Origin of the sequence: Caballeronia sp. LZ065 (genome assembly GCF_031450975.1) — a bacterium.
In the GTDB taxonomy this organism is placed as follows: Bacteria; Pseudomonadota; Gammaproteobacteria; order Burkholderiales; family Burkholderiaceae; genus Caballeronia.
In genome coordinates this window covers 577,848-601,090 of sequence record NZ_JARUXV010000001.1, presented here as the reverse complement: position 1 = coordinate 601,090, position 23,243 = coordinate 577,848, and the positions used below count along the sequence as shown (strand labels likewise).

The following is a 23,243-nucleotide window of genomic DNA, read 5'->3' as shown; positions in this document are numbered from 1 at the left end:
ATTCGGGAGGTAACGGCCTTACCGCGTGTACCGCGGCGCTTTGCCCGCCACTTGGCACGCCGCCAAGAAAACAAAACCCCGCACCAGGGCGGGGTTCTTTGCTACAGATTGAAGACGCGATGTCAGAAGGGGATATCGTCGTCCATGTCGTCGAAGCCGCCGCCGGCCGGCGCGCTCGGACGGCCCGAGCCACCGCCGCCGCCCGCCCCGCCTGCGCGCCCGCCCGCAGGCGCACGTCCGCCGCCACCGCCACCGCCACCGCCACCGCCGCCGGAGCGTTCTGCCGGCGCACTGCGGCTATAACCGCCGTCATCGCCGCCGCCCGCGCCGCCGCGTCCACCCAGCATCTGCATCTGGTCGGCGACGATTTCGGTCGAATAGCGCTCCTGTCCCGCCTGATCGGTCCACTTGCGCGTGCGGATGCGCCCCTCGATATACACCGACGAGCCCTTCTTCAGGTACTCGTTGACGATTTCCGCCAGCCGGCCGAAGAACGCAACGCGATGCCACTCCGTCAATTCCTTGAACTCGTTGGATGCCTTGTCCTTGTAGCGGTCCGTGGTGGCGAGACGGATGTTGGCCACGGCGTCGCCGCTCGGGAGGTAGCGGGTTTCGGGGTCGGCGCCCAGATTGCCCACGAGAATGACCTTGTTGACTGATGCCATGATTTCTCCGGTAGATACCTTGCTTGCTGTCGGCCGCGCACTGCTCCGGGCGATTCCGCATCGGGCGGATCCGGTTGCCGCGCGCCGGCCAGATTCGATGATTCGCTAATTCGGCTACGTTACTGCGCTCAGGCCGCCCGCTGGCTCCGGCGCGGCGGCGGCTTCATCCAGGCCGCGACCAGCAGCCAGGCGCACACCAGCGCGGAACACGCGAAGAACACCGCGCTCGGCCCGTCCAGCTTCAGCAGCCAGCCGCCGACGACGCCGCCCAGCGCGAGCCCGATGGATTGCGTCGTGTTGTACACGCCGGCTGCCGCGCCCTTCCTCGTGCCGGGCGCGAGCTTCGACACCAGCGACGGCTGCGAAGCCTCCAGCACGTTGAAGCCGAGGAAGTACACGAACAGAATGGCGGCCACGGACCACAGCGTATGCGGAGCCACGCCCAATAACAATTGGCCGATCAGGATAAGACCAATCGCGCTTAGCATGACGGCCTTCATTTTTCCACGTTTCTCGGCGACGATGATGGCCGGAACCATCATGACGAAGGCGAGCCCCATGACCGGCAGGTAGATTTTCCAGTGCGACGCGACTGGCAGGCCGCCGGCTTCGAGAATGCGCGGCACGACGAGAAACAGCGCCGTCTGCGTGGCGTGCAGCACCAGCACGCCGAAGTTGAGACGCAACAGTTCGACGTTGTGCAGCACTTCCGCGAACGGTGCCTTGACGTGGACGGGGTGCGCGGGCGGATCGGGCACGATCCACAGCACCACGCCGACCGCGACGATGGACAGCGCGCCAATCACCGTGAACAGTCCGCTCATGCCGACCCACTGGAACACGATCGGCGCGCCGACGATCGCCACCGCGAACGACACGCCGATGCTCCCGCCGACGATCGCCATGGCCTTGGTGCGGTTCTCTTCGTGCGTGAGGTCCGCGATGAAGGCGATCACCGCGGAGGACACCGCGCCCATGCCCTGGATCACCCGTCCCGCGATGATCCAGGCCATCGAATGCCCCACCGCCGCGACGAAGCTGCCGAGCGCGAACACCAGCAGCCCGAAGGCGATGACCGGCTTGCGGCCGAGCTTGTCGGAGACCCAGCCGTAGAAGATATAGAGCATCGACTGGGTGACGCCGTAGGCGCCGAGCGCGATGCCGACGAGCAGCACGTTGTCGCCGCCCGGGAGCGTTTTCGCGTAGATCGAAAACACCGGCATGATCATGAAGAGTCCGAGCATGCGCAGCGCGAAGATGGCGGCGAGCGACACGGTCGCGCGCAGCTCCGGCGCGGAGAGACGTGTGGACGTGGCAGACGGATTGGACATCAGGAACGGAAAAGGTGAGGAGTCGGGTCTGGCCTGGCCCGGGGCGCAGCCAGGCACGGCCGCCTTGTTCTTGCTTGAAACGGCACTATATGGAACGCATTGCTTGCTTGGCTTGCCGTCGCTGGATGAAAAGCCCCGCGATCCGGCCGCGCCGCTGGCTCTGAAAGCGCTGCAGTCCGGCAAGTCCCCGCGCCAGCCTGCTGATGGGCGTCCGACGGGTTCTCCACGAGTTTGGCACTCCGGGAGCCCGGGCCGCGCCCGCTAAAAGTCGTTATAGTAGCAGGTTTGGCCCCCCTCTCTTTACGCCCGGCGCCGTCAGCGCAGCTTGCCTTTTGAGGTTTGCAAGGCTTGCCTGCATGCCTGCCCCGGGCCGCCGGAGAACGCTGAACCCGCTGCTGGATCACTCGAAGAACCCCGGAACAAACTCGTGGAAGAAATTCGCATTCGTGGGGCCCGCACCCACAATTTGAAGAATGTCAGTCTCGACTTGCCGCGCCACAAGCTGATCGTGATCACCGGGCTGTCCGGGTCGGGCAAGTCGTCGCTGGCGTTCGACACGCTCTACGCAGAAGGCCAGCGGCGCTATGTGGAAAGCCTGTCGGCGTACGCGCGGCAATTCCTGCAGCTGATGGAAAAGCCGGACGTCGATCTGATCGAAGGGCTCTCGCCCGCCATTTCCATCGAACAGAAGGCAACGTCGCACAATCCGCGCTCCACGGTCGGCACGGTCACGGAGATTCACGACTATCTGCGTCTGCTCTACGCACGGGTCGGCACGCCGTATTGCCCGGACCACCTGATTCCGCTCGAAGCGCAAAGCGTGTCGCAAATGGTCGACGCCGCGCTCGCGCTGCCCGAGGAAACCAAGCTGATGATCCTCGCGCCCGTCGTGGTGGACCGCAAGGGCGAGCACGTCGAGCTGTTCGAGGAAATGCAGGCGCAGGGCTTCATTCGTTTCCGGATCCGCTCCGGCGGCGGCACCGCGAACGAAGGCGTCGCGAAGATCTATGAAGTCGATTCGCTGCCGAAGCTCAAGAAGACCGACAAGCACACCATCGACGTCGTGATCGACCGCCTGAAGGTGCGGCCGGACATGAAGCAGCGGCTCGCGGAATCGTTCGAAACGGCGCTGCGCCTGGCCGATGGCCGCGCCATCGCGCTGGAAATGGACACCGAAAAGGAAAAGCTCTTCAGCTCGAAGTTCGCGTGCCCGATCTGTTCGTACTCGCTGCCGGAACTCGAACCGCGCCTCTTTTCCTTCAACAACCCGATGGGCGCGTGCCCCGAATGCGACGGCCTCGGCCAGATCACCTTCTTCGATCCGAAGCGGGTGGTCGCGCATCCGTCGCTGTCGCTGGCGGCGGGCGCCGTGAAGGGCTGGGACCGGCGCAACCAGTTCTACTTCCAGATGCTGCAGAGTCTCGCGGCGTTCTATGAGTTCGACATCGACGCGCCGTTCGAGGATCTCCCCGAGAAGGTGCGCAAGATCCTGCTGTACGGCTCGGGCAAGCAGTCGATTCCGTTCTCTTACATCAACGAGCGCGGGCGCGCCTCGGTGCGCGAGCATGCGTTCGAGGGCATCATCCCGAACCTCGAGCGGCGTTACCGCGAGACGGATTCGGCGGCCGTGCGCGAGGAACTCGCGAAGTACCAGAACAACCAGCCCTGCCCGGCCTGCGACGGCACGCGGCTGCGTCGCGAGGCGCGCTTCGTCAAGGTCGGCACGGAGGACCAGGCGCGCGGCATCTATGAAATCAGCGGCTGGCCGATGCGCGACACGCTCGGCTATTTCCAGACGCTGCGCCTCGAAGGCGCGAAGGGCGAGATCGCGGACAAGGTGGTCAAGGAGATCGTCGCGCGGCTCTCGTTCCTGAACAACGTCGGGCTGGATTATCTGTCGCTGGAACGCAGCGCCGAGACGCTGTCCGGCGGCGAGGCCCAGCGCATCCGGCTGGCGTCGCAGATCGGCTCGGGGCTGACCGGCGTGATGTACGTGCTCGACGAGCCGTCCATCGGGCTGCATCAGCGCGACAACGACCGGCTCATCCATACGCTCAAGCATCTGCGCGACATCGGTAATTCGGTGATCGTCGTCGAGCACGACGAGGACATGATCCGCATGGCGGACTACGTGGTCGACATGGGCCCCGGCGCCGGCGTGCATGGCGGCGTGGTGGTCGCGCAGGGCACGCCTGTCCAGGTGCAGAAGGATCCGAACTCGATCACCGGCCAGTATCTCTCCGGCAAGCGGACGATCGGCTATCCGGCCGAGCGCGCCGCGCCGGACGAACGGCGGCTGCGCATCGTCGAGGCGCATGGCAACAATCTGAAACGCGTGACGCTGGATCTGCCGGTGGGTCTGTTGACCTGCGTGACCGGTGTGTCGGGATCGGGCAAGTCCACGCTCATCAACGACACGCTCCAGCATGCGGTGGCGCAGCATCTGTACGGCTCGGCGACGGAGCCGGCGCCGTATGAATCGATCGAAGGTCTCGAGCATTTCGACAAGGTGATCGCCGTCGATCAATCCCCGATCGGCCGCACGCCGCGCTCGAATCCCGCCACCTACACGGGCCTGTTCACGCCGATCCGCGAACTGTTCGCGAGCGTGCCGGCGGCCAAGGAGCGCGGCTACGATCCCGGCCGCTTCTCGTTCAACGTCAAGGGCGGACGCTGCGAAGCCTGCCAGGGCGACGGCGTGCTGAAGGTGGAAATGCACTTTCTGCCCGACGTCTACGTGCCCTGCGACGTCTGTCACGGCAAGCGTTACAACCGCGAGACGCTGGAAGTCCAGTACAAGGGCAAGAACATCCACGAGGTGCTGGACCTGACGGTGGAAGCCGCGCACGAGTTCTTCAAGGTGGTGCCGGTGGTCGCGCGCAAGCTGAAGACGCTGCTCGATGTCGGTCTCGGCTATATCCGGCTGGGCCAGTCGGCGACCACGCTGTCGGGCGGCGAAGCCCAGCGCGTCAAGCTTTCGCTGGAACTGAGCAAGCGCGACACGGGTCGGACGCTGTATATCCTGGACGAACCCACGACCGGATTGCACTTTCATGACATCGCGCTGCTGCTCGAAGTCATCCATCGCTTGCGAGATCAGGGCAACACGGTGGTCATCATCGAGCATAATCTTGACGTGATCAAAACCGCCGACTGGGTCATCGACCTCGGTCCGGAAGGCGGCGCGGGCGGCGGGCAGATCATCGCCCAGGGGACGCCGGAGCAGGTCGCGAAGTCGAAGGCGAGTTTTACCGGCAGGTACCTGGCACCTTTGCTGCAACGGCCCAAATCGGCGGCGTAAGTTTCGCCCCCGGGCCACGGCGCCGGGGGCCGCGCCGCTCGCGCAACAGGCCGTCGAATCAGCCGCGCACGGCGCGGCGCGGACAACCGTCGTTAAGCAGCTGGGGATAAGGAAACGCAGTCATGGCGAAGCGCAACGAAGCGGCCAACGAGGAAGCGCGAGTGCGGGACCTGCCCACGCGCCACGTCAGGCTGACGAGCGACATGAGTTTGCCGAAGCTGTCGGCGGTCGAGATCGGCAGCTATTTGCTGGCGCTCACGGCACTGTTTTTTACACTCAAGCTGCAACTGCTCGGCGGGCTGCTCGCGGGCATGCTCGTGTTCCAACTGGTTCACATGATCGCGCCGGTGATCGAGCGCCACGTTGTCAGCCGCGGCGCGCGCCTGATTGCGGTCGGGCTGATCTCGGCGATCATCGTCGGCGCGCTGACCGGCGCGACCATGGCTACCATCCAGCATCTCGAGCACGATTTCCCGAGCCTGCAAAAGCTGCTCGACCAGTTGATGAGCATCACGTCGAGCGCGCGCCTTTCGGTGCCGGACTGGCTCGCGAACTATCTTCCGGTCGATGCCGGGCAGATGAAGGACAAGGCCACCGAGCTGATGCACAAGCACGCCGAAATGCTCCAGCAAGGCGGCAAGGAGATGGCGCGCGGCTTCGGGCATATCGTGATCGGCATGATCGTCGGGGCGATCATCGCGGTCAGCGCGCCGCGCACCGCGCACCATCGGCTGCCGCTGTCCACTGCGTTGGTCGCACGCGTGTCGCGCTTCTCCGACGCCTTCCGCCGCATCGTGTTCGCGCAGATCAAGATCTCGGCGATCAACGCCGTCTTCACCGCGCTCTATCTGCTGGTCGCATTGCCGCTGTTTCACGAACGCTTGCCGCTGTCGAAAACGCTGGTCCTGCTCACCTTCATCGTCGGCCTGATGCCGGTGATCGGCAATCTGATCTCGAACACGATCATCGTCGGGATTTCGCTGTCGGTGTCGTTCGGCACGGCGGTGGCGTCGCTCGCGTTCCTGATCCTGATCCACAAGCTCGAATACTTCCTGAATGCGCGCATCATCGGCGGCCAGATCGAGGCGCGCGCCTGGGAATTGTTGCTGGCCATGCTCGCCATGGAAGCCGCCTTCGGCATTCCAGGCGTGATCGCCGCGCCGATCTTTTACGGCTATATCAAGCGCGAGCTGATCTATTTGCGGCTCGTGTAATTCCCGAGCCCGAAAAAGAAAACGCCCGCAAGACATACCTTGCGGGCGTTGTGCTTTCTGGAGGCGGCGGGCGAATCAGCGGAACACGACCGTCTTGTGTCCGTTGAGCAGGATGCGATGCTCCGCATGCCACTTCACCGCGCGCGCGAGCGTCACGCATTCGACGTCACGGCCAATCGCCGTCAGTTGCTCCGGCGTCATGTTGTGGTCCACGCGCTCCACTTCCTGCTCGATGATCGGGCCTTCGTCGAGATCCGAGGTCACGTAGTGCGCGGTCGCGCCGATCAGCTTCACGCCGCGGTCAAACGCCTGGTAATACGGCTTCGCGCCCTTGAAACTCGGCAGGAACGAGTGATGGATGTTGATTGCGCGGCCGGCGAACTGGTCGCACAGTTCGGGCGAAAGAATCTGCATGTAGCGCGCGAGCACCACGAGGTCGGTGTTGTGCTGCTCGACGATTTCCAGCACGCGCTTTTCCTGGGCGGCCTTGCCTTCGGGCGTCGACTTCAGCAGCGGCAAATGATGGAACGGAATGTCGTAGCTCGCCGCGAGCTGATAGAAATCCTTGTGATTGGACACGATCGCCGGAATCTCGATCTGCAACTGGCCGGTGCGATAGCGGAACAGCAGGTCGTTCAGGCAGTGGCCGATCTTCGACACCATGATGACCACGCGCGGCTTCACCGACGCGTCGTGCAACTCCCAGGACATGCCGAACTCGTCGGCGAGCGTGCTGAAGGACGTGCGCAACGCGTCGATGCCCGGATCGCCGCCGACTTCCTGGAAATGCACGCGCATGAAGAATTCGCCGGTGCGGCTGTCGCCGAACTGCGCGGAATCGAGGATATTGGCGCCGAGATTGAACAGGAAGCCCGACACGGCATGGACGATTCCCGGACGGTCCGGGCACGACAGTTTCAGATAAAAGCTATGTTCGGTCGACATGACCTGTCCTCGTTCATTGGATTCTTGATGTTCACCGCGCGCTGTTCGCGGCGGCCGGCGCGAACAGCGTGGCGATGCCCTCGCACGCGTCCTCGTCGATCCACTGGCGGCGCAGCATGCAATCCAGCGTGGCGAGACTGGCATCGACCGTGAACGCGCCGTCTTCTATCCAGCGCGCGACGTCCGCGATGCGCGCGAGCCGGTGTTCGCCGACTTCGCCGTCCTGGTTGCGCGGCGCGAAATCGGGCGGCAGAAGAAGATCGTAGACGAAGATCTGTTCGGCTTGCGTGCCTTCAGGCAGCGATTGCAACACGTGCAAGGTGCGGCCGGGCTCGGCGGTTTGGGCAAGCTCGGCGCTCATGCCGGCCTCTTCCCAGCATTCCTTCACGAGCGTCGGCATCAAACCGAGTCCCCAGCCGATGCCGCCCGCAACGACGTTGTCGAGCATGCCGGGATCAGTCGCCTTGGTGTCGCTGCGGCGCGCGATCCACAGTTCCGGCGCGCGGTCCGCGTATTTTACGATGCCGTTCAGATGCACCGCGTAGGTCATCGTGCCGAAGAAGCGCGACGCCGCCCGCTCGATGAACGCGAGCGGCGCGGCGTCGAAGTCGTTGCGGATCGCGTAGGTCTCGTCGCGCCAGCCGGGAATCCGGCCTTCGGCGTACAACGCGCCGATCACCGCGCCGAGCGCGGCGCTGCGTGTGTTCACATCGGCGAGGGCGGGTTGCAAGCGCACCGTGGCCGCGTCGAACTGGAACACTTCGGGCCAGCGACGCAGTGCGGCGACATCGGGATGGCGAATCCAGCCGGCTCGTTCATCGCCGATAAGAAATGGAGCGTGCGCGGCGGCGTCGAAACGGCGCGCCGCGTGGATGGCGGGCAGTGTCATGAGCGAGGAATAAAGCGGGTCAGTCGCGCAGTGCGACGCGAATGCCGAGCGCGATGAAGGTCACGCCGGCGAGGCGGTCGAGCCACACGCCGACGCGCGGCCGGCGCGCCAGCCACGCGCCGATCATGCCCGCGCCGATGCCGAACAGCGAGAACACGACCACGGTCTGCAGCATGAACACGCCGCCGAGTTCGAACATTTGCAGCATCACGCTTTGCGCGCCATGCGGATCGACGAACTGCGGCAGGAACACGATGAAGAACAGCGTGACCTTGGGATTCAGCAGATTGCCGATCACGCTCTGGCGGAACACTGTTGCGAGCGGCTGGCGCGGCCGTTCATGCGCGTTGGCAAGCCCGTGGCTCCGCAACGCCTTGATGCCGATCCATACCAGATAGGCCGCGCCCGCCAGTTTGACAGCCTGGAACGCGAGCGGCGACGAGCGCAGCAGCGCGGCGACGCCGAGCGCCGCGAGCGTCGTGTGGAACAGAACGCCGCAGGCGAAGCCCAGCGCGGCGACGAGTCCGGCGAGCCGTCCCTGCGAAATGCCGCGCGCGAGCACTTGCAGATTGTCCGGTCCGGGCGCGACGGTGATCGCCACCGACGCCGCGAGAAACAGCAGGAAGTGGGGCATCTCAATGTCCCCCGAACTCGCACACGGTGTAGAGCGGCACGCCGTTATCACGCAGGAGCTTCGAGCCGCCCAGGTCCGGCAGGTCGATGATCGCCGCCGCCTCGACCACTTCGGCGCCGAGCCGTTCGAGCAGGATCTTGCCGGCCATCATCGTACCGCCGGTCGCGACCAGATCGTCCACGATCACGACGCGGTCGCCCGGCTTGCAGGCGTCCTCGTGAATCTCGACGGTCGCGCGGCCATACTCGAGCTCGTACGACTGCGACAGCGTCCGGTACGGCAGCTTGCCCTGCTTGCGGATCGGCACGAAGCCGAGGCTCAGCTCATACGCCAGAATCGGCCCGATGATGAAGCCGCGCGCGTCCATGCCGGCAATGACATTGATGTCCTCGTCGATATAGCGCTGCACGAACAGGTCGATCAGCGTGCGCAGCGCGCGGCGGTCCTGCAGCACGGGCGTGATGTCGCGGAACTGCACGCCGGCCTGCGGCCAGTTCTCGACGGTGCGCACGCGCTCCTTGATGAAACGCGCGGCGTCGCGCTCGGCGTTCGAAGAGGAAATGGACATGATTTCTCCGGTGTTCGCGCCGTGAGGCCGCGCTCGCCCGTGACTAATAGGAAGACAACGCGGGAAACTACGCCGCCCGACGATGTCGCGAGAGCCGTTCCTCGGCCTGCGCCAGCTTTTCGGGCAGGCCGCGCAGCACGACGATGTCGTTGGCGCGCAACTTGGTTTCAGGATCGGGCGCGACACCCCGGATACCGTGGCGCCGGATCGCCGTCACCTCGACCCCGCGGCCGACCAGCCCCAGATCGTCAAGCGAATGGCCGACCGCCTCCGAGTTCGCGTCGATCGGTACGGATTGTAGCCGGACCTGCTCGTGACTATCGTCGTCGTCATCATCGTCGGCGCCGTGGAAGTAGCCGCGCAGCAGGCTGTAGCGCGCATCGCGCATTTCCTCGACGCGCCGCACCACGCGCCGCATCGGCACGCCCATCAGCACCAGCGTGTGCGACGCCAGCATCAAACTCCCTTCCACGATCTCCGGGATCACCTCGGTTGCGCCCGCGGCCGTGAGCTTCTCGAGATCGGCGTCGTCGACGGTGCGCACGATCACCGGCAAGGTCGGCGCGAGTTCATGGATGTTGTGCAGCACGCGCATCGCCGACGGCGTATTCGCATACGTGATCGCCACCGTCGCAGCACGATGCAGGCCCGCCGCCAGCAGCGACTCGCGGCGCCCGGCGTCGCCGAACACCACGGATTCGCCCGCCGCCGCGGCCGCGGCCACACGGTCCGGATCCAGATCCAGCGCCACATACGAGATGCCCTCCTGCTCCAGCATGCGCGCAAGGTTCTGCCCGGCCCGGCCGTAGCCGCAGATGATCACGTGGCCGCTCTGCTTGAGGCTCTGCGTCGCGATCTTGGTCATCTGCAACGATTGCAGCATCCATTCCGTCGACGAAAGCCGCAGCACGATCCGGTCCGCGTTCTGGATGATGAACGGCGCGGCGAGCATGGACAGCAGCATCGCGGCGAGGATCGCCTGGAGGATGGTGGAATCGACCAGATGTGAATCCAGGATCAGGTTCAACAGCACGAAGCCGAACTCGCCCGCCTGCGCGAGACCGAGACCCGTGCGCATCGCGACGCCCTGCGGCGCGCCGAACGCGCGTGACAGCGCGGTGATCATCACGGCCTTGAGCAGGATCGGCACGACGAAGAAGCCGAGCACCAGGAACGGATGCTCCCAGATCACGCGCGGATTCAGCAGCATGCCGGTGGTCACGAAGAACAGGCCCAGCAGCACGTCGCGGAACGGCTTGATGTCTTCTTCCACCTGATGCCGGTACGGCGTCTCGGCAATCAGCATCCCGGCAATGAACGCACCGAGCGCGAGCGACAGCCCGAACTTGTCGGTGATGAAGGCCGCGCCGAGCGTCACCAGCAAGAGGTTCAGCATGAACAGTTCTTGCGAGCGGCGCCGCGCGACCAGGTCGAACCAGCGCGTCATGAACTTCTGGCCGATGAACAGCAGCACCGTCAGCGCGACGACGATCTTCACCGCCGCGATGCCCAGCCACATCGCCAGCTGGGACGAGTTGCCGTTGCCGAGCGCCGCGATGATGATAAGCAGCGGCACCACGGCCAGATCCTGGAACAGCAGCACGCCGAAGATGTTGCGGCCGTGCTCCGATTCGAGTTCGAGCCGCTCGGCGAGCAGCTTGCTGACGATCGCCGTGGACGACATCGACAGCGCGCCGCCCAGCGCGAAGCTCGCCTCCCACGACATCTCGATCCAGAAATGCGCAATCCAGCCGAAGATCATGGCCAGCGCGATGGTGGCCCCCACCTGGCTCGCGCCGAGTCCGAACACGATGCGCCGCATCGAGCGCAATTTGGACAGCGAAAATTCCAGGCCGATGGAGAACATCAGGAACACGACGCCGAATTCGGCGAGGTGCTGCGCGCGATCCGTGTCTGGCGCGATGCCGGCCGCGTGCGGGCCCACGATGATGCCGACCGTCAGATAGCCGAGCATCGGCGGCAGGTTGAAATAGCGAAATACCACGACGCCCACCACTGAACACAGCAGCAGCAGCAACGTCATTTCGAGCGGAGAAATCATCCGTCTAGCGTCCTCGTTCGGCAGTGTGCGGCAGCGCGGACGACCTTGCGCTGCGGCGTCTTGGAAGAGCCCGGGACGGCGGGGCTCGCGGGGGCGGATAGGCGGCGGCGCGCCACGCGCCGGGCGGCGCGGCGGAGAATCGCCTTTGCTATACTCCGCGCATGATAGCGAAAATCAATGGCGACCGGGCGCTGGCGCTGGCTCGCGATGTAATTCAGATCGAAGCCGACGCCGTTCGCGGCCTCTCTCCTCTCCTCGACGAAAATTTCATCAACGCGGTCGAAGTCCTGCTCGGCTGCCGCGGCCGCGTGGTCGTGTCGGGCATCGGCAAGTCGGGCCATGTCGCGCGCAAGTTCGCTGCGACGCTCGCGAGCACCGGCACGCCCGCCTTCTTCGTGCATCCGGCCGAAGCCAGCCACGGCGACCTCGGCATGGTCACCGCCGACGACATCTTCATCGCGCTGTCGAACTCGGGCGAAACCGAGGAGCTCGTTGCCATTCTGCCGCTCATCAAGCGTCTTGGCGCAAAACTGATCGCGATCACCGGCCGTCCCGAATCGAGTCTCGCGCAACTGGCGGACATGCATCTCAACGCACGCGTCGACAAGGAAGCGTGCCCGATGAATCTCGCGCCCACCGCCAGCACCACTGCCGCGATGGCGCTCGGCGACGCGCTCGCCGTCGCCGTGCTCGACGCGCGCGGTTTTGGCCCCGAAGACTTCGCGCGTTCGCATCCGGGCGGCGCACTCGGCCGGCGCCTGCTGACCTACGTGCGCGACGTCATGCGCACCGGCGACGAAGTGCCGCGGGTTTCACTCGATGCAACCGTTTCGGACGCGCTGTTCCAGATCACGGACAAGCGCATGGGCATGACCGCCGTGATCGACAGTGAACAGCGCGTACACGGCATCTTCACGGACGGCGACCTGCGCCGGATCCTGCAACGCGACGGCGACTTCCGTTCGCTGCGCATCGCCGATGTCATGACCCGCAACCCGCAGACCATCGCGCCGGATCATCTCGCGGTCGAGGCCGTGGAACTGATGGAGCGTTATCGCATCAATCAGATGCTGGTCGTCGACGCCGACGCGACGCTGATCGGCGCACTGAACATGCACGACCTCTTTTCCAAGAAGGTGATCTGATGGCGCAGCAGCCGTCTTCCATGCCATCGGCCGGCGCGAGCGCTGTCGAGCGCGCAAGCCGTCTCCGTCTGATGGTGTTCGACGTCGACGGCGTCTTCACCGACGGCAGTCTTTATTTCACCGCCGAAGGCGACGCGATGAAGTCGTTCAATTCGCTCGACGGCCACGGCGTGAAGATGTTGCAGTCGGTCGGCGTGCAGACGGCGATCATCACGGGCCGCCAGTCCGGCATCGTCGCGGCGCGCGCGAAGGAACTGGGCATCACGCATCTGTATCAGGGCGTGGCGGACAAGACGGTCGCGCTGGCTGAATTGCTCGACAAGACCGGCATCCCGGCCGGCGACTGCGGCTACATGGGCGACGACTGGCCGGACTTGGCCGTGATGCGCCGCTGCGGCTTCGCGGCCGCACCGGCGAACGCGCATCCGGATGTGATCCAGCGCGTGCACTGGGTCGCGCAGTCGCGCGGCGGCCACGGCGCGGTGCGCGAGGTCTGCGACGCCATCCTGCGCGCGCAACACCGCTACGACGACCTGCTCGCCGCGGCGCTCGGGGGCTGACGTCATGCAGCGCCCAGGAAAACTCGCCTCGCTGCTGCCGCTCCTCGCGATGGCCGCGCTCGCGGGTGTCACGTACTGGCTGTTGCAGGCCACGCTGCCGCCGGCGGCGCAGGCGCCGGAGCAGCCGAAGCGCCATACCCCCGACTATTTCGCGAACAACTTCTCGGTGTCCGAACTCGACGCGACCGGCTCGACGCAATACCGTCTGACGGCGAAGTCGATGGTTCACTATGAAGACGATGAAATCAGCGACCTGACGCTGCCCGCGCTGCGCATGTTCCAGCCGCAAAAACCGACGGTCACGGCCACCGCGCAGCGCGGCACGGTCAACGGCGACGTGTCGGTTGTCGATCTCTACGACAACGCCCGCATTCTGCGCGCCGCTGGTTACGGAGATCCGCAGATGCAGGCGGATTCGCAGCATTTTCGCGTGCTGGTGAACGACGATGTCATCGAAACGGAAAAACCGGTTAGACTTCAGCGCGGTCCGTCCGTAATGACGGCCGATGGCATGAACTACAACAATGTGACCCGGGAAATGAAGCTCTTCGGTAACGTGCGCGGCTCGATCGCCGCCTCGGATATCAAGGGCGGCGCATCCAAGTGACCCGGCACTCCCATCCGAATTGTGACTGCATGAACGAAAGGTTCCCTCGTCCCGATGGCGGCTCCGCGCGCGCCACGCACGCGCGCCGCATGGCGCTACCCATCGCGCGCTTCCCGCGACTCCCGGGAGCCGTGCTGTGCGCCGCCCTCGCGGGCTTCATCGCGTTGACGGCAGCGCCCGCGCATGCGGAAAAGGCCGACCAGGACAAGCCGCTCAACATCGAAGCGGACAACATGTCGTATGACGACCTCAACCAGAAGAACATCTTCACCGGCCACGTCGTCGCGACCAAAGGGACGATCGTCATCAAGGCCGACCGCGTCGATGTCACGCAGGATCCGCAGGGCTACCAGTACGCCACCGGCACGTCCACCGGCAACAATCTTTCGTACTTCCGCCAGAAGCGCGACGGCGTGAACGAGTACATCGACGGCAACGCGGTGCGCATCGATTACGACGGCAAGAACGATTTCACGAAACTCACGACGCGCGCCACCGTGCGCCGCCTGCAAGGCCTGACGAACGTACAGGACGAAGTGCACGGCAGCGTCATCACCTACGACGGTCAGAAAGACTTCTATACGGCGAGCGCCGGCAAGGACGTCGCGGGCCCCGGCAATCCAAGCGGCCGGGTGCGCGCCATGCTCGCGCCGCGCTCCGGCGGCGCCGCGCCGCTGAACGGCCCGCCGGCCACGCTGACGCCGTCGAACACCATTCAAGGAACGCCGCAGCAGTGAACGCGCCCGCCATGCCCCACCGTCAGCCGGAAGGCCAGTCGAGCTCGCTCGTCGTCCGCAATCTGAAGAAGCGCTACGGTTCGCGCACGGTCGTGAAGGACGTCTCGCTCGACGTCAAGAGCGGCGAAGTGGTCGGCCTGCTCGGGCCGAACGGCGCGGGCAAGACCACGTCGTTCTACATGATCGTCGGCCTGGTGCCGCTCGACGCCGGCGAGATCCACCTCGACGGCAACTCGATCAGCCTGCTTCCCATTCATCAGCGCGCCCACCTTGGGCTGTCGTATCTGCCTCAGGAAGCGTCGGTGTTCCGCAAGCTCACGGTCGAGCAGAACATTCGTGCGGTGCTCGAGTTGCAGACCGACGAGTCCGGCAAGCGCCTGTCCAGGGACGCCATCACGCAGCGCGCCGAAGCACTGCTCGACGAACTGCAGATCGCTCATTTGCGCGAGAACCCGGCGCTGTCGCTGTCAGGCGGCGAACGCCGGCGCGTGGAAATCGCGCGCGCGCTCGCAACGAATCCGAGCTTCATTCTGCTCGACGAGCCTTTCGCGGGCGTCGATCCGATCGCCGTGCTGGAAATCCAGAAGATCGTGAAGTTCCTGAAGCAGCGCAACATCGGCGTGCTGATTACGGACCATAACGTCCGCGAAACGCTCGGCATTTGCGATCACGCGTATATCATCAGCGACGGCAGCGTGCTCGCGGCGGGTGCGCCGGGCGAGATCATCGAGAACGAGAACGTGCGGCGCGTCTATCTCGGCGAACACTTCCGCATGTGACCGCGTTACCGTGCATCACGTGTGCAGCGTGAAGCGTGAAGCGCAAGCAGCAAAACTTACGTGCCGCCTCTTGGGCGGCACGCGTCTTTCTGGATTCGCCGCGAGGTTTCGCGCGCGTGGCAAACTCTCTACAATGAAGAAAACCTTGCCATGAAAGCCAGCCTCCAACTCCGCCTCTCGCAGCATCTTGCGCTGACCCCGCAACTGCAGCAGTCGATCCGGCTGCTGCAGTTGTCCACGCTCGAATTGCAGCAGGAGGTCGCCATGGCGATCTCCCAGAATCCGCTCCTCGAGAACGAAGACGACTGGATCGCCAGCCCGCTGCGGGTGGCGGCGGACGGTTCGCTCATCGCGGCCCCCGCGTCGTCCAGCACTCCGGGCGACTCGATGATGAGCAATGGCTCGTCCTCCAGCACGTCCAGTTCCGAACGCTCGGAGAACAGCGAGCCTCAGGGCGTCGACGAGTACAACGGCATGGGCTCGGACAGCAGTTCGGACACGAGCTCGTGGAATCTGGAAGACTACGGCCGCTCGAGCAACGCCTCGGACGACGACGACCTTCCGCCGCTGCAGATCCACGAGTCCACCACCACGCTGCGCGATCATCTGACCGCGCAGTTGCGCATGACTTCGGCGAATCAGCGGGATCGCGCGTTGATCACGTTCCTGATCGAGTCGCTCGACGAAGACGGTTATCTGACTTCGTCGCTCGACGAAATCCAGGCCGATCTGCCCGACGAACTCGAAGTCGAAATCGACGAACTGAGCGCGGCACTCGCGTTGCTGCAGAGTTTCGATCCGTCGGGCGTCGGCGGACGGTCGGCATCGGAATGTCTGAAGCTGCAATTGCTGCGGCTGGACGCGTCGCCCACGCGCACGCTGGCGCTGGACATCGTCACGAACCATCTCGAATTGCTCGCCGCGCGCGACTTCACGCGTCTGCGCAAGCAGCTCAAGGCCAACGACGACGCGCTGCGCGACGCGCACGTGCTGATCAAGTCGCTGGAGCCGTTTCCAGGCGCGGCGTATGGCAAGAGCGAGGCGGATTACGTGGTGCCGGATATCCTGGTCAGGAAGACCACTGGCGGCTGGACCGCCGAGCTGAATCCGGAGATCGTGCCGAAGCTGCGCATCAACCATTTGTACGCGAATATCCTGCGCAACAACCGTGGCGATCCCGGCAGCGGTTCGCTCCGGCAGCAACTGCAGGAAGCGCGCTGGCTGATCAAGAATATTCAGCAAAGATTCGAGACGATCCTGCGTGTTGCGCAGGCTATTGTCGAGCGTCAGAAGAACTTTTTTGCACATGGCGAAATCGCCATGCGCCCCTTGGTTTTGCGGGAGATTGCTGATACGCTGGGTTTACACGAGTCGACGGTTTCTCGTGTGACAACCGGGAAATACATGCTCACCCCGTTCGGGACGCTCGAGTTCAAGTTCTTCTTCGGCTCACACGTCTCGACCGACACAGGAGGCGCGGCATCGTCCACGGCGATCCGGGCCCTCATCAAGCAACTGATAGGAGCGGAAGAACCCAAAACTCCTCTTTCAGACAGCCGCATCGCCGAATTGCTGGCGGAACAAGGTTTTGTGGTTGCGCGGCGCACTGTAGCCAAATACCGCGAAGCGCTCCGAATTCCGGCAGTGAATCTGCGCAAGTCTCTATGACCCGTCTCTGTAGTCCATTGCATATTGCGATGGGCGTTGACCGGCCGTCCCGCGAACGCGCGCACGAGCCGGCCGATGCGACCCGTTTTCCAAGCGCATTCGGTTGAAGCGCTGAGGGATCGCACCGCGACCGGCATCGGACGAGCTTCGTGGCACACGGCCACTAGCTTGGAGAGCAACTATGAATCTGAAGATCAGCGGACATCACCTCGAATTGACGCCTGCGTTGCGCGAGTACGTGATCACGAAGCTGGACAGGGTGCTCCGTCATTTCGATCAAGTTATCGACGGCAACGTTGTCCTCTCGGTCGACAATCATAGGGAAAAGGACAAGCGCCAAAAGGCGGAAATCAACCTGCACCTGAAGGGCAAGGACATTTTCATCGAGAGTTGTGACGCTGATATGTACGCGGCGATCGACCTGATGGTCGACAAGCTTGATCGCCAGGTCATCAAGCACAAGGACAAGATCCAGGGCCACGCGCACGAATCAGTGAAGTACCACGTGGAGCCGCAGAGCATTGAAGCGCCGTCGCCGTAAGACTGACCGATGCAGCGTCGTTCAGGCCCGCCGCTCGAATGAGGGCGGACGAATTTGGAGGAAAACCTCGAATCGTCTGACACGCGCCTGACGGAGTTGTATCGAACAGAAGCCGCCTTGCCTGGCGGCTTTTTTGTTGCATTTTGGCTGTGATTCGCCCAAGCCATTGATTTTCAGTGTTTTGTACTGCACATTGGATCGCCAAGCGTACGTTTGCGCGGCGCACCATCGCGGTAAGGCCTGTTCTATAATGGTCCGGTAATTCTTCGGGGCCACACGACCGGCACGCTGCAGGGGACCGCCGTCAGCGCACTTTCCGTTTCACAGCCGTGAGCGCTTTCAGACAGCAGCCACGATGAGGAGCTATCAGGCCACGCATCAGCCTGCCAACATGAATCGTTTAGCCAAATTTCTTCCCATCGAGAACGTCGTTCTCGGACTGTCCGTTACCAGCAAGAAACGTGTATTCGAGCAAGCGGGCCTGATCTTCGAAAATCAGAACGGTATCGCCCGCAGTATCGTCACCGACAACCTCTTCGCTCGTGAAAGACTCGGCTCGACCGGCCTCGGCGAAGGCGTCGCCATTCCTCACGGCCGCATCAAGGGACTCAAGCAGCCGCTCGCCGCTTTTGTGCGCCTGGCCGAACCCGTCGCGTTCGAATCTCCCGACGGCCAGCCGGTCTCCCTTCTGATCTTCCTGCTCGTGCCCGAACAGGCCACCCAGCAACATCTGGAAATTCTCTCGGAGATCGCGCAACTGCTCTCCGACACCGAGGCGCGCGAGCGTCTGCACAAGGAAGAAGATCGTGAAGCGCTCTATCAAGTGCTCACGCAGTGGCAACCGTAACAGCCGCACGAACCCGGCGGAGCCGCGTCCAGAGCGCATCCGTCCTGCTTTCGCATGGGACGCGCCTCGCTTGCGTCAGGCTTCTGGGGCACAATCGGTCAAAAGCAGCGCCATGCAGCGTATCGAAGCAACCCGCTTCGTCGTCAAGCGAAGGCTGCTCCCGGCTTCCAACGGAGTTCCGGCCTCATGGATACGTCCAGCATCAACGCCCAAAGTATTTTCGACGACAACGCCGCCACTCTGAAGCTCAGCTGGCTCACGGGGCATGAAGGCTGGGAGCGCGGTTTCTCGAGCGAAACCGTGGCGAACGCGACGTCGAGCGCCGATCTCGTCGGCCACTTGAACCTGATTCACCCGAACCGTATCCAGGTGCTCGGCGACGCCGAGATCAACTACTACCAGCGCCAGTCCGACGAAGACCGTTCGCGCCACATGGCCGAACTGATCGCGCTCGAACCGCCGTTCCTGGTGGTCGCGGGCGAAGTCGGCGCGCCGCCGGAACTGGTCCTGCGCTGCACGCGCTCGTCGACGCCGCTGTTCACGACGCGCATGTCAGCGGCGGCGGTCATCGACAGTCTGCGCGCCTACATGTCGCGCATCCTCGCGCCGCGCGCGACCTTGCATGGTGTGTTCATCGACATCCTCGGGATGGGCGTGCTGCTCACCGGCGACTCCGGTCTCGGCAAGAGCGAACTGGGCCTGGAACTCATCAGCCGAGGTCACGGGCTGGTGGCGGATGACGCCGTCGATTTCGTGCGGCTCGGCCCGGATTTCGTCGAAGGGCGCTGCCCGCCGCTGCTGCAGAATCTGCTCGAAGTGCGCGGCCTGGGCCTGCTCGACATCAAGACCATCTTCGGCGAGACCGCCGTGCGCCGGAAGATGAAACTGAAGCTGATCGTGCAACTGGTGCGCCGTCCCGACGGCGAATTCCAGCGCCTGCCGCTGGAGAGCCAGAGTGTCGACGTCCTGGGCCTCCCGATCAGCAAGGTGACCATTCAAGTGGCCGCGGGCCGCAATCTCGCCGTGCTGGTGGAAGCCGCCGTACGCAACACGATCCTGCAACTGCGCGGCATCGACACCTTGCGCGACTTCATGGATCGGCAGCGGCTCGCCATGCAGGATCCCGACAGCCAGTTTCCCGGCAAGCTGATCTGAAGCGGTCGCGAACTGAAGATCGCAGTCACCGCCGTGATCATTTCGCGGCCGAATTCGAATCCAGAGCAGGTGCTAAGATTAAGCGAACGAGCCGATTTCCATGCGTATCATCCTGATCACCGGCATCTCCGGTTCCGGCAAGTCCGTTGCCTTGAACGCGCTGGAAGACGGCGGCTACTACTGCGTCGACAACCTGCCGCCGCGTTTCCTGCCCGAACTCGCCGCCCATCTCGCGAAGGAAGGACAGAGCCGCCTGGCGGTTGCCATCGACGCGCGCTCCAGCCTTTCGCTCGATGAAGTCCCGAGCATCATCAACGCGCTCTCAGCCCAATACGACCTGCGCGTGCTCTTTCTGAACGCGAGCACGCAGTCGCTCATTCAACGCTTTTCGGAAACGCGCCGGCGTCATCCGCTGTCCGGTCCGCCGATGCGCGAAGCCGATGTCGGCCTGCTGAACTCGCTGGCCGAGGCGATCGAGCGCGAACGCGAACTGGTCGCCGGCCTCGCGGAGTACGGGCATCAGATCGACACCAGCAATCTGCGCGCGAACGTGCTGCGCGCGTGGGTCAAACGCTTCGTCGAAACCGACGCGGCCGATCTCACGCTGATGTTCGAATCGTTTGGCTTCAAACGCGGCGTGCCGCTCGACGCCGATCTCGTGTTCGATGTCCGCACGTTGCCCAATCCGTACTACGACCGCGAGCTGCGCCCCTTCACCGGCCGCGACAAGCCCATCATCGACTTTCTCTCCGCGCAGCCGCTGGTTGGCGAGATGATCGAGGACATCGGGGCGTTCGTCGGCAAGTGGCTGCCGCGTTTTCGAGACGACAACCGCAGCTATCTGACGGTTGCGGTCGGTTGCACGGGCGGACAGCATCGTTCGGTATTCATCGCGGAAGCGCTTGCCGCGCGTTTTCGCGACCAGGCCAATGTGATCGTGCGGCATCGTGACGCGCCCATCCCGGTGGATGGCGACGCGGTTCACGCGCGAACCTGATCGCCGCATCGGCGATCCACCCTGGAGGGACGCGATGTCTTCGATTCCCGCGAATCCGGTTTTGGACGATCTGCCGCTGTTTCCGCTTCACACCGTGCTGTTTCCCGGCGGCCTGCTGCCGCTCAAGATCTTCGAGGCGCGCTACCTCGACATGGCGCGCGCCTGTCTGCGCGAACAATCGCCATTCGGCGTCTGCCTGCTGAAAAGCGGGCATGAAGTTGCTTCTCCGGGCGATCCGTCGGTGCCGGAACCGGTCGGCTGTCTTGCCGAGATCGCCGAATGCGATGTGGATACCTTCGGCCTTCTGCTCGTGCAGGCGCGCGGCACGGCGCGCTTCAAGCTGATCGATCATCGGGTCGAACCGAGCAACCTGCTGGTGGGCACCGTGCGGTTGCTGGAAGAGGACCAGCCGTTGCAGGGCGCCGAAACGCTGGCCAAGTTCGGCGCATGCGCGGAAGTGCTGGAGCGCATCATCGATACGATCAGGGAGCGCGAGCCGCAGAATCTGCCGTTCGTCGAACCCTTCCTGTTCGACGATCCCACCTGGGTATCCAACCGCCTCTCCGAAATCCTGCCGATCCCGATGCGCGCCCGCCAGAAGCTCATGGAACTGATGGATGCCGGCGCCCGCATCGATGTCGTGCATCACTACATGCAGCACCATCAGCTGCTCTGACACTTCACTACGTCTCAGAGCAGCGAACCGCTCAGCGCGTCGAGCAGCTTGCGCACGGGCGCGGGCACGCCGTACGCTTCGATCCGTGCAAGCGGCGCCCATACGGTTTCGACGTTCATCGCCTCGAGCGGCGCACCACGCGCGACGCCGATACGCGGCTCGATATCGAGCTTGAAATGGGTGAACGTGTGCGTCATCGGTGCAAGACGTTGTAACTGCTCAGCGCCGCCGAAGCGCTGCGCAAGCGTCGCGAGCGCCGTCTCGTCGGCCGCTTCGGGCAGGCTCCACAGGCCGCCCCAGATACCCGTGGGCGGACGCTTCTCCAGCAGCACCGCGTCGCCGTCCTTCAGTACCAGCATCCAGGTCTTGCGCGTCGGCACGGTCTTCTTCGGGCGAGCGGTGGGCAACTCGCGCTGACGCCCCTCGACCTTCGCCACGCAATCCGCCATGAACGGACACCGCGCGCAATCGGGCTTGCCGCGCACGCACAGCGTCGCGCCGAGATCCATCAGACCTTGCGTGTAGGCGGTCACTTCATCCGGTTTCGCTGCATCCGGCAGCAGCGATTCGGCAAGCGTCCATAACACGTTCTCCACACGCTTTTCGCCCGTAAAGCCTTCGACGCCGAATACCCGCGCCAGCACGCGCTTCACATTGCCGTCGAGAATGGTCGCGCGCGCGCTGAACGCAAACGACGCAATGGCCGCCGCCGTCGAGCGGCCGATGCCCGGCAGTTCGGCCAGCTCCTCCACCGTTTGGGGAAACGCGCCGCCATGCTCGTATGCGACCGCCTGCGCGCACCGATGCAGGTTGCGCGCCCGCGAGTAGTAGCCGAGGCCGGCCCAGAGCGCCATGACGTCGTCGAGCGGGGCATCGGCGAGCGCCGTCACCGAAGGAAACCGTTCGAGAAAGCGCGCGTAATACGGAATGACGGTGGACACCTGCGTCTGCTGCAGCATGATCTCCGACAGCCAGATGCGATACGCGTCGCGCGTGTTTTGCCACGGCAGGTCGTGGCGGCCGTGAATGCGTTGCCACGCGATCAGGCGCGTGGAGAAATCGGTGAGAGCGAGCATCGGAATCAGCGTTGGCAGCGCGGGCAGAAGTAGGTGGAGCGTTGCCCCTGGACGATCTGTCTGATCGGCGTGCCGCAGACGTGACACGGCAGGCCCGCGCGATCATAGACGAAGTAGTCGAGCTGGAAATAGCCCGATTCGCCATTGCTGCCGACGAAATCGCGCAAGGTGCTGCCGCCCTTCTCGATGGCGGCGGCGAGCGTCACGCGCACCGCGTCGGCGAGCAGATCGTAGCGCACGAGCGAGATGCGTCCGGCGGCGGTCGTCGGGCGGATGCCGGCGCGAAACAGGCTTTCGGATGCGTAGATGTTGCCCACGCCCACGACGATCCCGCCCGCCAGCAGCGCCTGCTTCACCGACACCTTGCGCCCGCGCGTCTCCCGGAACAGCAGCGCGCCCGAGAATTCCGGCGAGAACGGCTCGACGCCGAGACTCGCGAGCAGCGGATGACCGGACACGTCGCCATCGGCGCGGGGATGCCAGAGAATCGCGCCAAAACGGCGCGGATCGCGAAAGCGCAGGATGAAATCGTCGAACACGATATCGACGTGATCATGCTTCGCGGCGTCAGGCGGACGCGGTGTGTGGCGCAGGACGCGCAGCGTGCCGGTCATGCCGAGATGAACGATCAGCCAGCCCTCTGCGGTTTCGAACAACAGGTACTTGCCGCGCCGTTCGACGCGCTCGATCTTCAGACGATCGAGCGTCTTCGGCAGGTGCGCCGGGATCGGCCAGCGCAACGCCGGGGTACGGACTTCGACATGCTCGACGCGCCTCCCGGCGACATACGGTTCGATACCCCGGCGGGTGACTTCGACTTCTGGCAGTTCGGGCATTTGTGTGGAG

General features: G+C 64.3%; 22 protein-coding genes. 13 read left to right on the top strand and 9 right to left on the bottom strand.

Features of this window, described 5'->3' with window-relative positions:
- Positions 1 to 122: 122 nt before the first annotated feature.
- Together QCE63_RS02865 and QCE63_RS02860 are read right to left on the bottom strand one after the other, a co-directional pair.
- Positions 123 to 665, bottom strand: a complete 543-nt coding sequence (locus tag QCE63_RS02865; protein ID WP_309830333.1) for a single-stranded DNA-binding protein — start codon at positions 663 to 665, stop codon at positions 123 to 125.
- Between the two features lie 128 nt (positions 666 to 793).
- Complete coding sequence (locus QCE63_RS02860; RefSeq protein WP_309830331.1) at positions 794 to 1,996, bottom strand: MFS transporter; 1,203 nt, start codon at positions 1,994 to 1,996, stop codon at positions 794 to 796.
- Positions 1,997 to 2,423: 427 nt separating this feature from the next.
- Here QCE63_RS02860 and uvrA point away from each other — a divergent pair, with 427 nt between their 5' ends.
- Positions 2,424 to 5,297, top strand: a complete 2,874-nt coding sequence (gene uvrA, locus QCE63_RS02855; protein ID WP_309830327.1) for an excinuclease ABC subunit UvrA — start codon at positions 2,424 to 2,426, stop codon at positions 5,295 to 5,297.
- 122 nt (positions 5,298 to 5,419) lie between these two features.
- Positions 5,420 to 6,511, top strand: coding sequence for a hypothetical protein (locus QCE63_RS02850; protein ID WP_309830325.1), 1,092 nt, complete (start codon positions 5,420 to 5,422; stop codon positions 6,509 to 6,511).
- 75 nt (positions 6,512 to 6,586) lie between these two features.
- Here QCE63_RS02850 and purU read toward each other — a convergent pair whose 3' ends face one another.
- The 5 genes from purU to QCE63_RS02825 form a co-directional block, all read right to left on the bottom strand.
- The gene (gene purU / locus QCE63_RS02845) at positions 6,587 to 7,456 is read right to left on the bottom strand and encodes a formyltetrahydrofolate deformylase (RefSeq protein WP_309830324.1); all 870 of its coding nucleotides are present in this window, start codon (positions 7,454 to 7,456) and stop codon (positions 6,587 to 6,589) included.
- A gap of 31 nt (positions 7,457 to 7,487) precedes the next feature.
- A complete protein-coding gene (locus tag QCE63_RS02840) occupies positions 7,488 to 8,345 on the bottom strand; it encodes a DUF4743 domain-containing protein (protein ID WP_309830321.1) in 858 nt (285 codons plus the stop codon).
- A gap of 19 nt (positions 8,346 to 8,364) precedes the next feature.
- Complete coding sequence (locus QCE63_RS02835) at positions 8,365 to 8,979, bottom strand: LysE family translocator (protein WP_309830319.1); 615 nt, start codon at positions 8,977 to 8,979, stop codon at positions 8,365 to 8,367.
- 1 nt (position 8,980) lies between these two features.
- Entirely contained in the window at positions 8,981 to 9,547 is a 567-nt protein-coding gene (locus QCE63_RS02830; protein WP_309807138.1) for an adenine phosphoribosyltransferase, read from the bottom strand.
- Positions 9,548 to 9,614: 67 nt separating this feature from the next.
- The gene (locus QCE63_RS02825) at positions 9,615 to 11,609 is read right to left on the bottom strand and encodes a cation:proton antiporter (protein ID WP_309830317.1); all 1,995 of its coding nucleotides are present in this window, start codon (positions 11,607 to 11,609) and stop codon (positions 9,615 to 9,617) included.
- Between the two features lie 161 nt (positions 11,610 to 11,770).
- Between QCE63_RS02825 and kdsD the strand changes: the two genes are divergently transcribed.
- From kdsD to QCE63_RS02770, 11 genes are all read left to right on the top strand, one after another.
- Complete coding sequence (gene kdsD, locus QCE63_RS02820; RefSeq protein WP_309830314.1) at positions 11,771 to 12,754, top strand: arabinose 5-phosphate isomerase KdsD; 984 nt, start codon at positions 11,771 to 11,773, stop codon at positions 12,752 to 12,754.
- Between the two features lie 20 nt (positions 12,755 to 12,774).
- Positions 12,775 to 13,314 (top strand): HAD family hydrolase, encoded by a 540-nt coding sequence (locus QCE63_RS02815; protein WP_309830312.1) that lies wholly within the window; start codon positions 12,775 to 12,777, stop codon positions 13,312 to 13,314.
- Positions 13,315 to 13,318: 4 nt separating this feature from the next.
- Positions 13,319 to 13,921 (top strand): LPS export ABC transporter periplasmic protein LptC, encoded by a 603-nt coding sequence (gene lptC / locus QCE63_RS02810; protein WP_309830310.1) that lies wholly within the window; start codon positions 13,319 to 13,321, stop codon positions 13,919 to 13,921.
- A 29-nt stretch (positions 13,922 to 13,950) separates the two neighbouring features.
- Complete coding sequence (gene lptA, locus QCE63_RS02805) at positions 13,951 to 14,658, top strand: lipopolysaccharide transport periplasmic protein LptA (RefSeq protein WP_309830308.1); 708 nt, start codon at positions 13,951 to 13,953, stop codon at positions 14,656 to 14,658.
- An 11-nt stretch (positions 14,659 to 14,669) separates the two neighbouring features.
- Positions 14,670 to 15,437 carry an LPS export ABC transporter ATP-binding protein gene (gene lptB / locus QCE63_RS02800; protein ID WP_309830306.1) on the top strand — a complete coding sequence of 256 codons (768 nt, stop codon included), beginning with the start codon at positions 14,670 to 14,672 and terminating at the stop codon, positions 15,435 to 15,437.
- Between the two features lie 150 nt (positions 15,438 to 15,587).
- On the top strand, positions 15,588 to 17,105 hold the full coding sequence (locus tag QCE63_RS02795; RefSeq protein WP_309830304.1) for an RNA polymerase factor sigma-54: 1,518 nt from the start codon (positions 15,588 to 15,590) through the stop codon (positions 17,103 to 17,105).
- 181 nt (positions 17,106 to 17,286) lie between these two features.
- A complete protein-coding gene (hpf, locus tag QCE63_RS02790; protein ID WP_309830303.1) occupies positions 17,287 to 17,646 on the top strand; it encodes a ribosome hibernation-promoting factor, HPF/YfiA family in 360 nt (119 codons plus the stop codon).
- Positions 17,647 to 18,037: 391 nt separating this feature from the next.
- The gene (gene ptsN, locus QCE63_RS02785; protein ID WP_309830301.1) at positions 18,038 to 18,493 is read left to right on the top strand and encodes a PTS IIA-like nitrogen regulatory protein PtsN; all 456 of its coding nucleotides are present in this window, start codon (positions 18,038 to 18,040) and stop codon (positions 18,491 to 18,493) included.
- A gap of 186 nt (positions 18,494 to 18,679) precedes the next feature.
- Positions 18,680 to 19,648: an HPr(Ser) kinase/phosphatase gene (gene hprK / locus QCE63_RS02780; protein WP_309830300.1), complete on the top strand. Its 969-nt coding sequence runs from the start codon at positions 18,680 to 18,682 to the stop codon at positions 19,646 to 19,648.
- Positions 19,649 to 19,748: 100 nt separating this feature from the next.
- Entirely contained in the window at positions 19,749 to 20,645 is an 897-nt protein-coding gene (gene rapZ, locus QCE63_RS02775; protein WP_309830299.1) for an RNase adapter RapZ, read from the top strand.
- Between the two features lie 34 nt (positions 20,646 to 20,679).
- Positions 20,680 to 21,321: an LON peptidase substrate-binding domain-containing protein gene (locus QCE63_RS02770; RefSeq protein WP_309830297.1), complete on the top strand. Its 642-nt coding sequence runs from the start codon at positions 20,680 to 20,682 to the stop codon at positions 21,319 to 21,321.
- Positions 21,322 to 21,335: 14 nt separating this feature from the next.
- On the opposite strand, the gene mutY is transcribed toward QCE63_RS02770, so the two are convergent.
- Together mutY and mutM are read right to left on the bottom strand one after the other, a co-directional pair.
- Complete coding sequence (gene mutY / locus QCE63_RS02765; RefSeq protein ID WP_309830296.1) at positions 21,336 to 22,397, bottom strand: A/G-specific adenine glycosylase; 1,062 nt, start codon at positions 22,395 to 22,397, stop codon at positions 21,336 to 21,338.
- A 5-nt stretch (positions 22,398 to 22,402) separates the two neighbouring features.
- A complete protein-coding gene (gene mutM / locus QCE63_RS02760) occupies positions 22,403 to 23,233 on the bottom strand; it encodes a bifunctional DNA-formamidopyrimidine glycosylase/DNA-(apurinic or apyrimidinic site) lyase (protein ID WP_309830294.1) in 831 nt (276 codons plus the stop codon).
- Positions 23,234 to 23,243 lie beyond the last annotated feature (10 nt).

Excerpts from the sequence above, each read along its gene's own strand:
- QCE63_RS02865 (WP_309830333.1), bottom strand. The coding sequence starts at position 665 with ATGGCATCAGTCAACAAGGTCATTCTCGTGGGCAATCTGGGCGCCGAC.
- QCE63_RS02860 (WP_309830331.1), bottom strand. The coding sequence starts at position 1,996 with ATGTCCAATCCGTCTGCCACGTCCACACGTCTCTCCGCGCCGGAGCTG.
- QCE63_RS02850 (WP_309830325.1), top strand. The coding sequence starts at position 5,420 with ATGGCGAAGCGCAACGAAGCGGCCAACGAGGAAGCGCGAGTGCGGGAC.
- purU (WP_309830324.1), bottom strand. The coding sequence starts at position 7,456 with ATGTCGACCGAACATAGCTTTTATCTGAAACTGTCGTGCCCGGACCGT.
- QCE63_RS02840 (WP_309830321.1), bottom strand. The coding sequence starts at position 8,345 with ATGACACTGCCCGCCATCCACGCGGCGCGCCGTTTCGACGCCGCCGCG.
- QCE63_RS02835 (WP_309830319.1), bottom strand. The coding sequence starts at position 8,979 with ATGCCCCACTTCCTGCTGTTTCTCGCGGCGTCGGTGGCGATCACCGTC.
- QCE63_RS02830 (WP_309807138.1), bottom strand. The coding sequence starts at position 9,547 with ATGTCCATTTCCTCTTCGAACGCCGAGCGCGACGCCGCGCGTTTCATC.
- QCE63_RS02825 (WP_309830317.1), bottom strand. The coding sequence starts at position 11,609 with ATGATTTCTCCGCTCGAAATGACGTTGCTGCTGCTGCTGTGTTCAGTG.
- kdsD (WP_309830314.1), top strand. The coding sequence starts at position 11,771 with ATGATAGCGAAAATCAATGGCGACCGGGCGCTGGCGCTGGCTCGCGAT.
- QCE63_RS02815 (WP_309830312.1), top strand. The coding sequence starts at position 12,775 with ATGCCATCGGCCGGCGCGAGCGCTGTCGAGCGCGCAAGCCGTCTCCGT.
- lptC (WP_309830310.1), top strand. The coding sequence starts at position 13,319 with ATGCAGCGCCCAGGAAAACTCGCCTCGCTGCTGCCGCTCCTCGCGATG.
- lptA (WP_309830308.1), top strand. The coding sequence starts at position 13,951 with ATGAACGAAAGGTTCCCTCGTCCCGATGGCGGCTCCGCGCGCGCCACG.
- lptB (WP_309830306.1), top strand. The coding sequence starts at position 14,670 with ATGCCCCACCGTCAGCCGGAAGGCCAGTCGAGCTCGCTCGTCGTCCGC.
- QCE63_RS02795 (WP_309830304.1), top strand. The coding sequence starts at position 15,588 with ATGAAAGCCAGCCTCCAACTCCGCCTCTCGCAGCATCTTGCGCTGACC.
- hpf (WP_309830303.1), top strand. The coding sequence starts at position 17,287 with ATGAATCTGAAGATCAGCGGACATCACCTCGAATTGACGCCTGCGTTG.
- ptsN (WP_309830301.1), top strand. The coding sequence starts at position 18,038 with ATGAATCGTTTAGCCAAATTTCTTCCCATCGAGAACGTCGTTCTCGGA.
- hprK (WP_309830300.1), top strand. The coding sequence starts at position 18,680 with ATGGATACGTCCAGCATCAACGCCCAAAGTATTTTCGACGACAACGCC.
- rapZ (WP_309830299.1), top strand. The coding sequence starts at position 19,749 with ATGCGTATCATCCTGATCACCGGCATCTCCGGTTCCGGCAAGTCCGTT.
- QCE63_RS02770 (WP_309830297.1), top strand. The coding sequence starts at position 20,680 with ATGTCTTCGATTCCCGCGAATCCGGTTTTGGACGATCTGCCGCTGTTT.
- mutY (WP_309830296.1), bottom strand. The coding sequence starts at position 22,397 with ATGCTCGCTCTCACCGATTTCTCCACGCGCCTGATCGCGTGGCAACGC.
- mutM (WP_309830294.1), bottom strand. The coding sequence starts at position 23,233 with ATGCCCGAACTGCCAGAAGTCGAAGTCACCCGCCGGGGTATCGAACCG.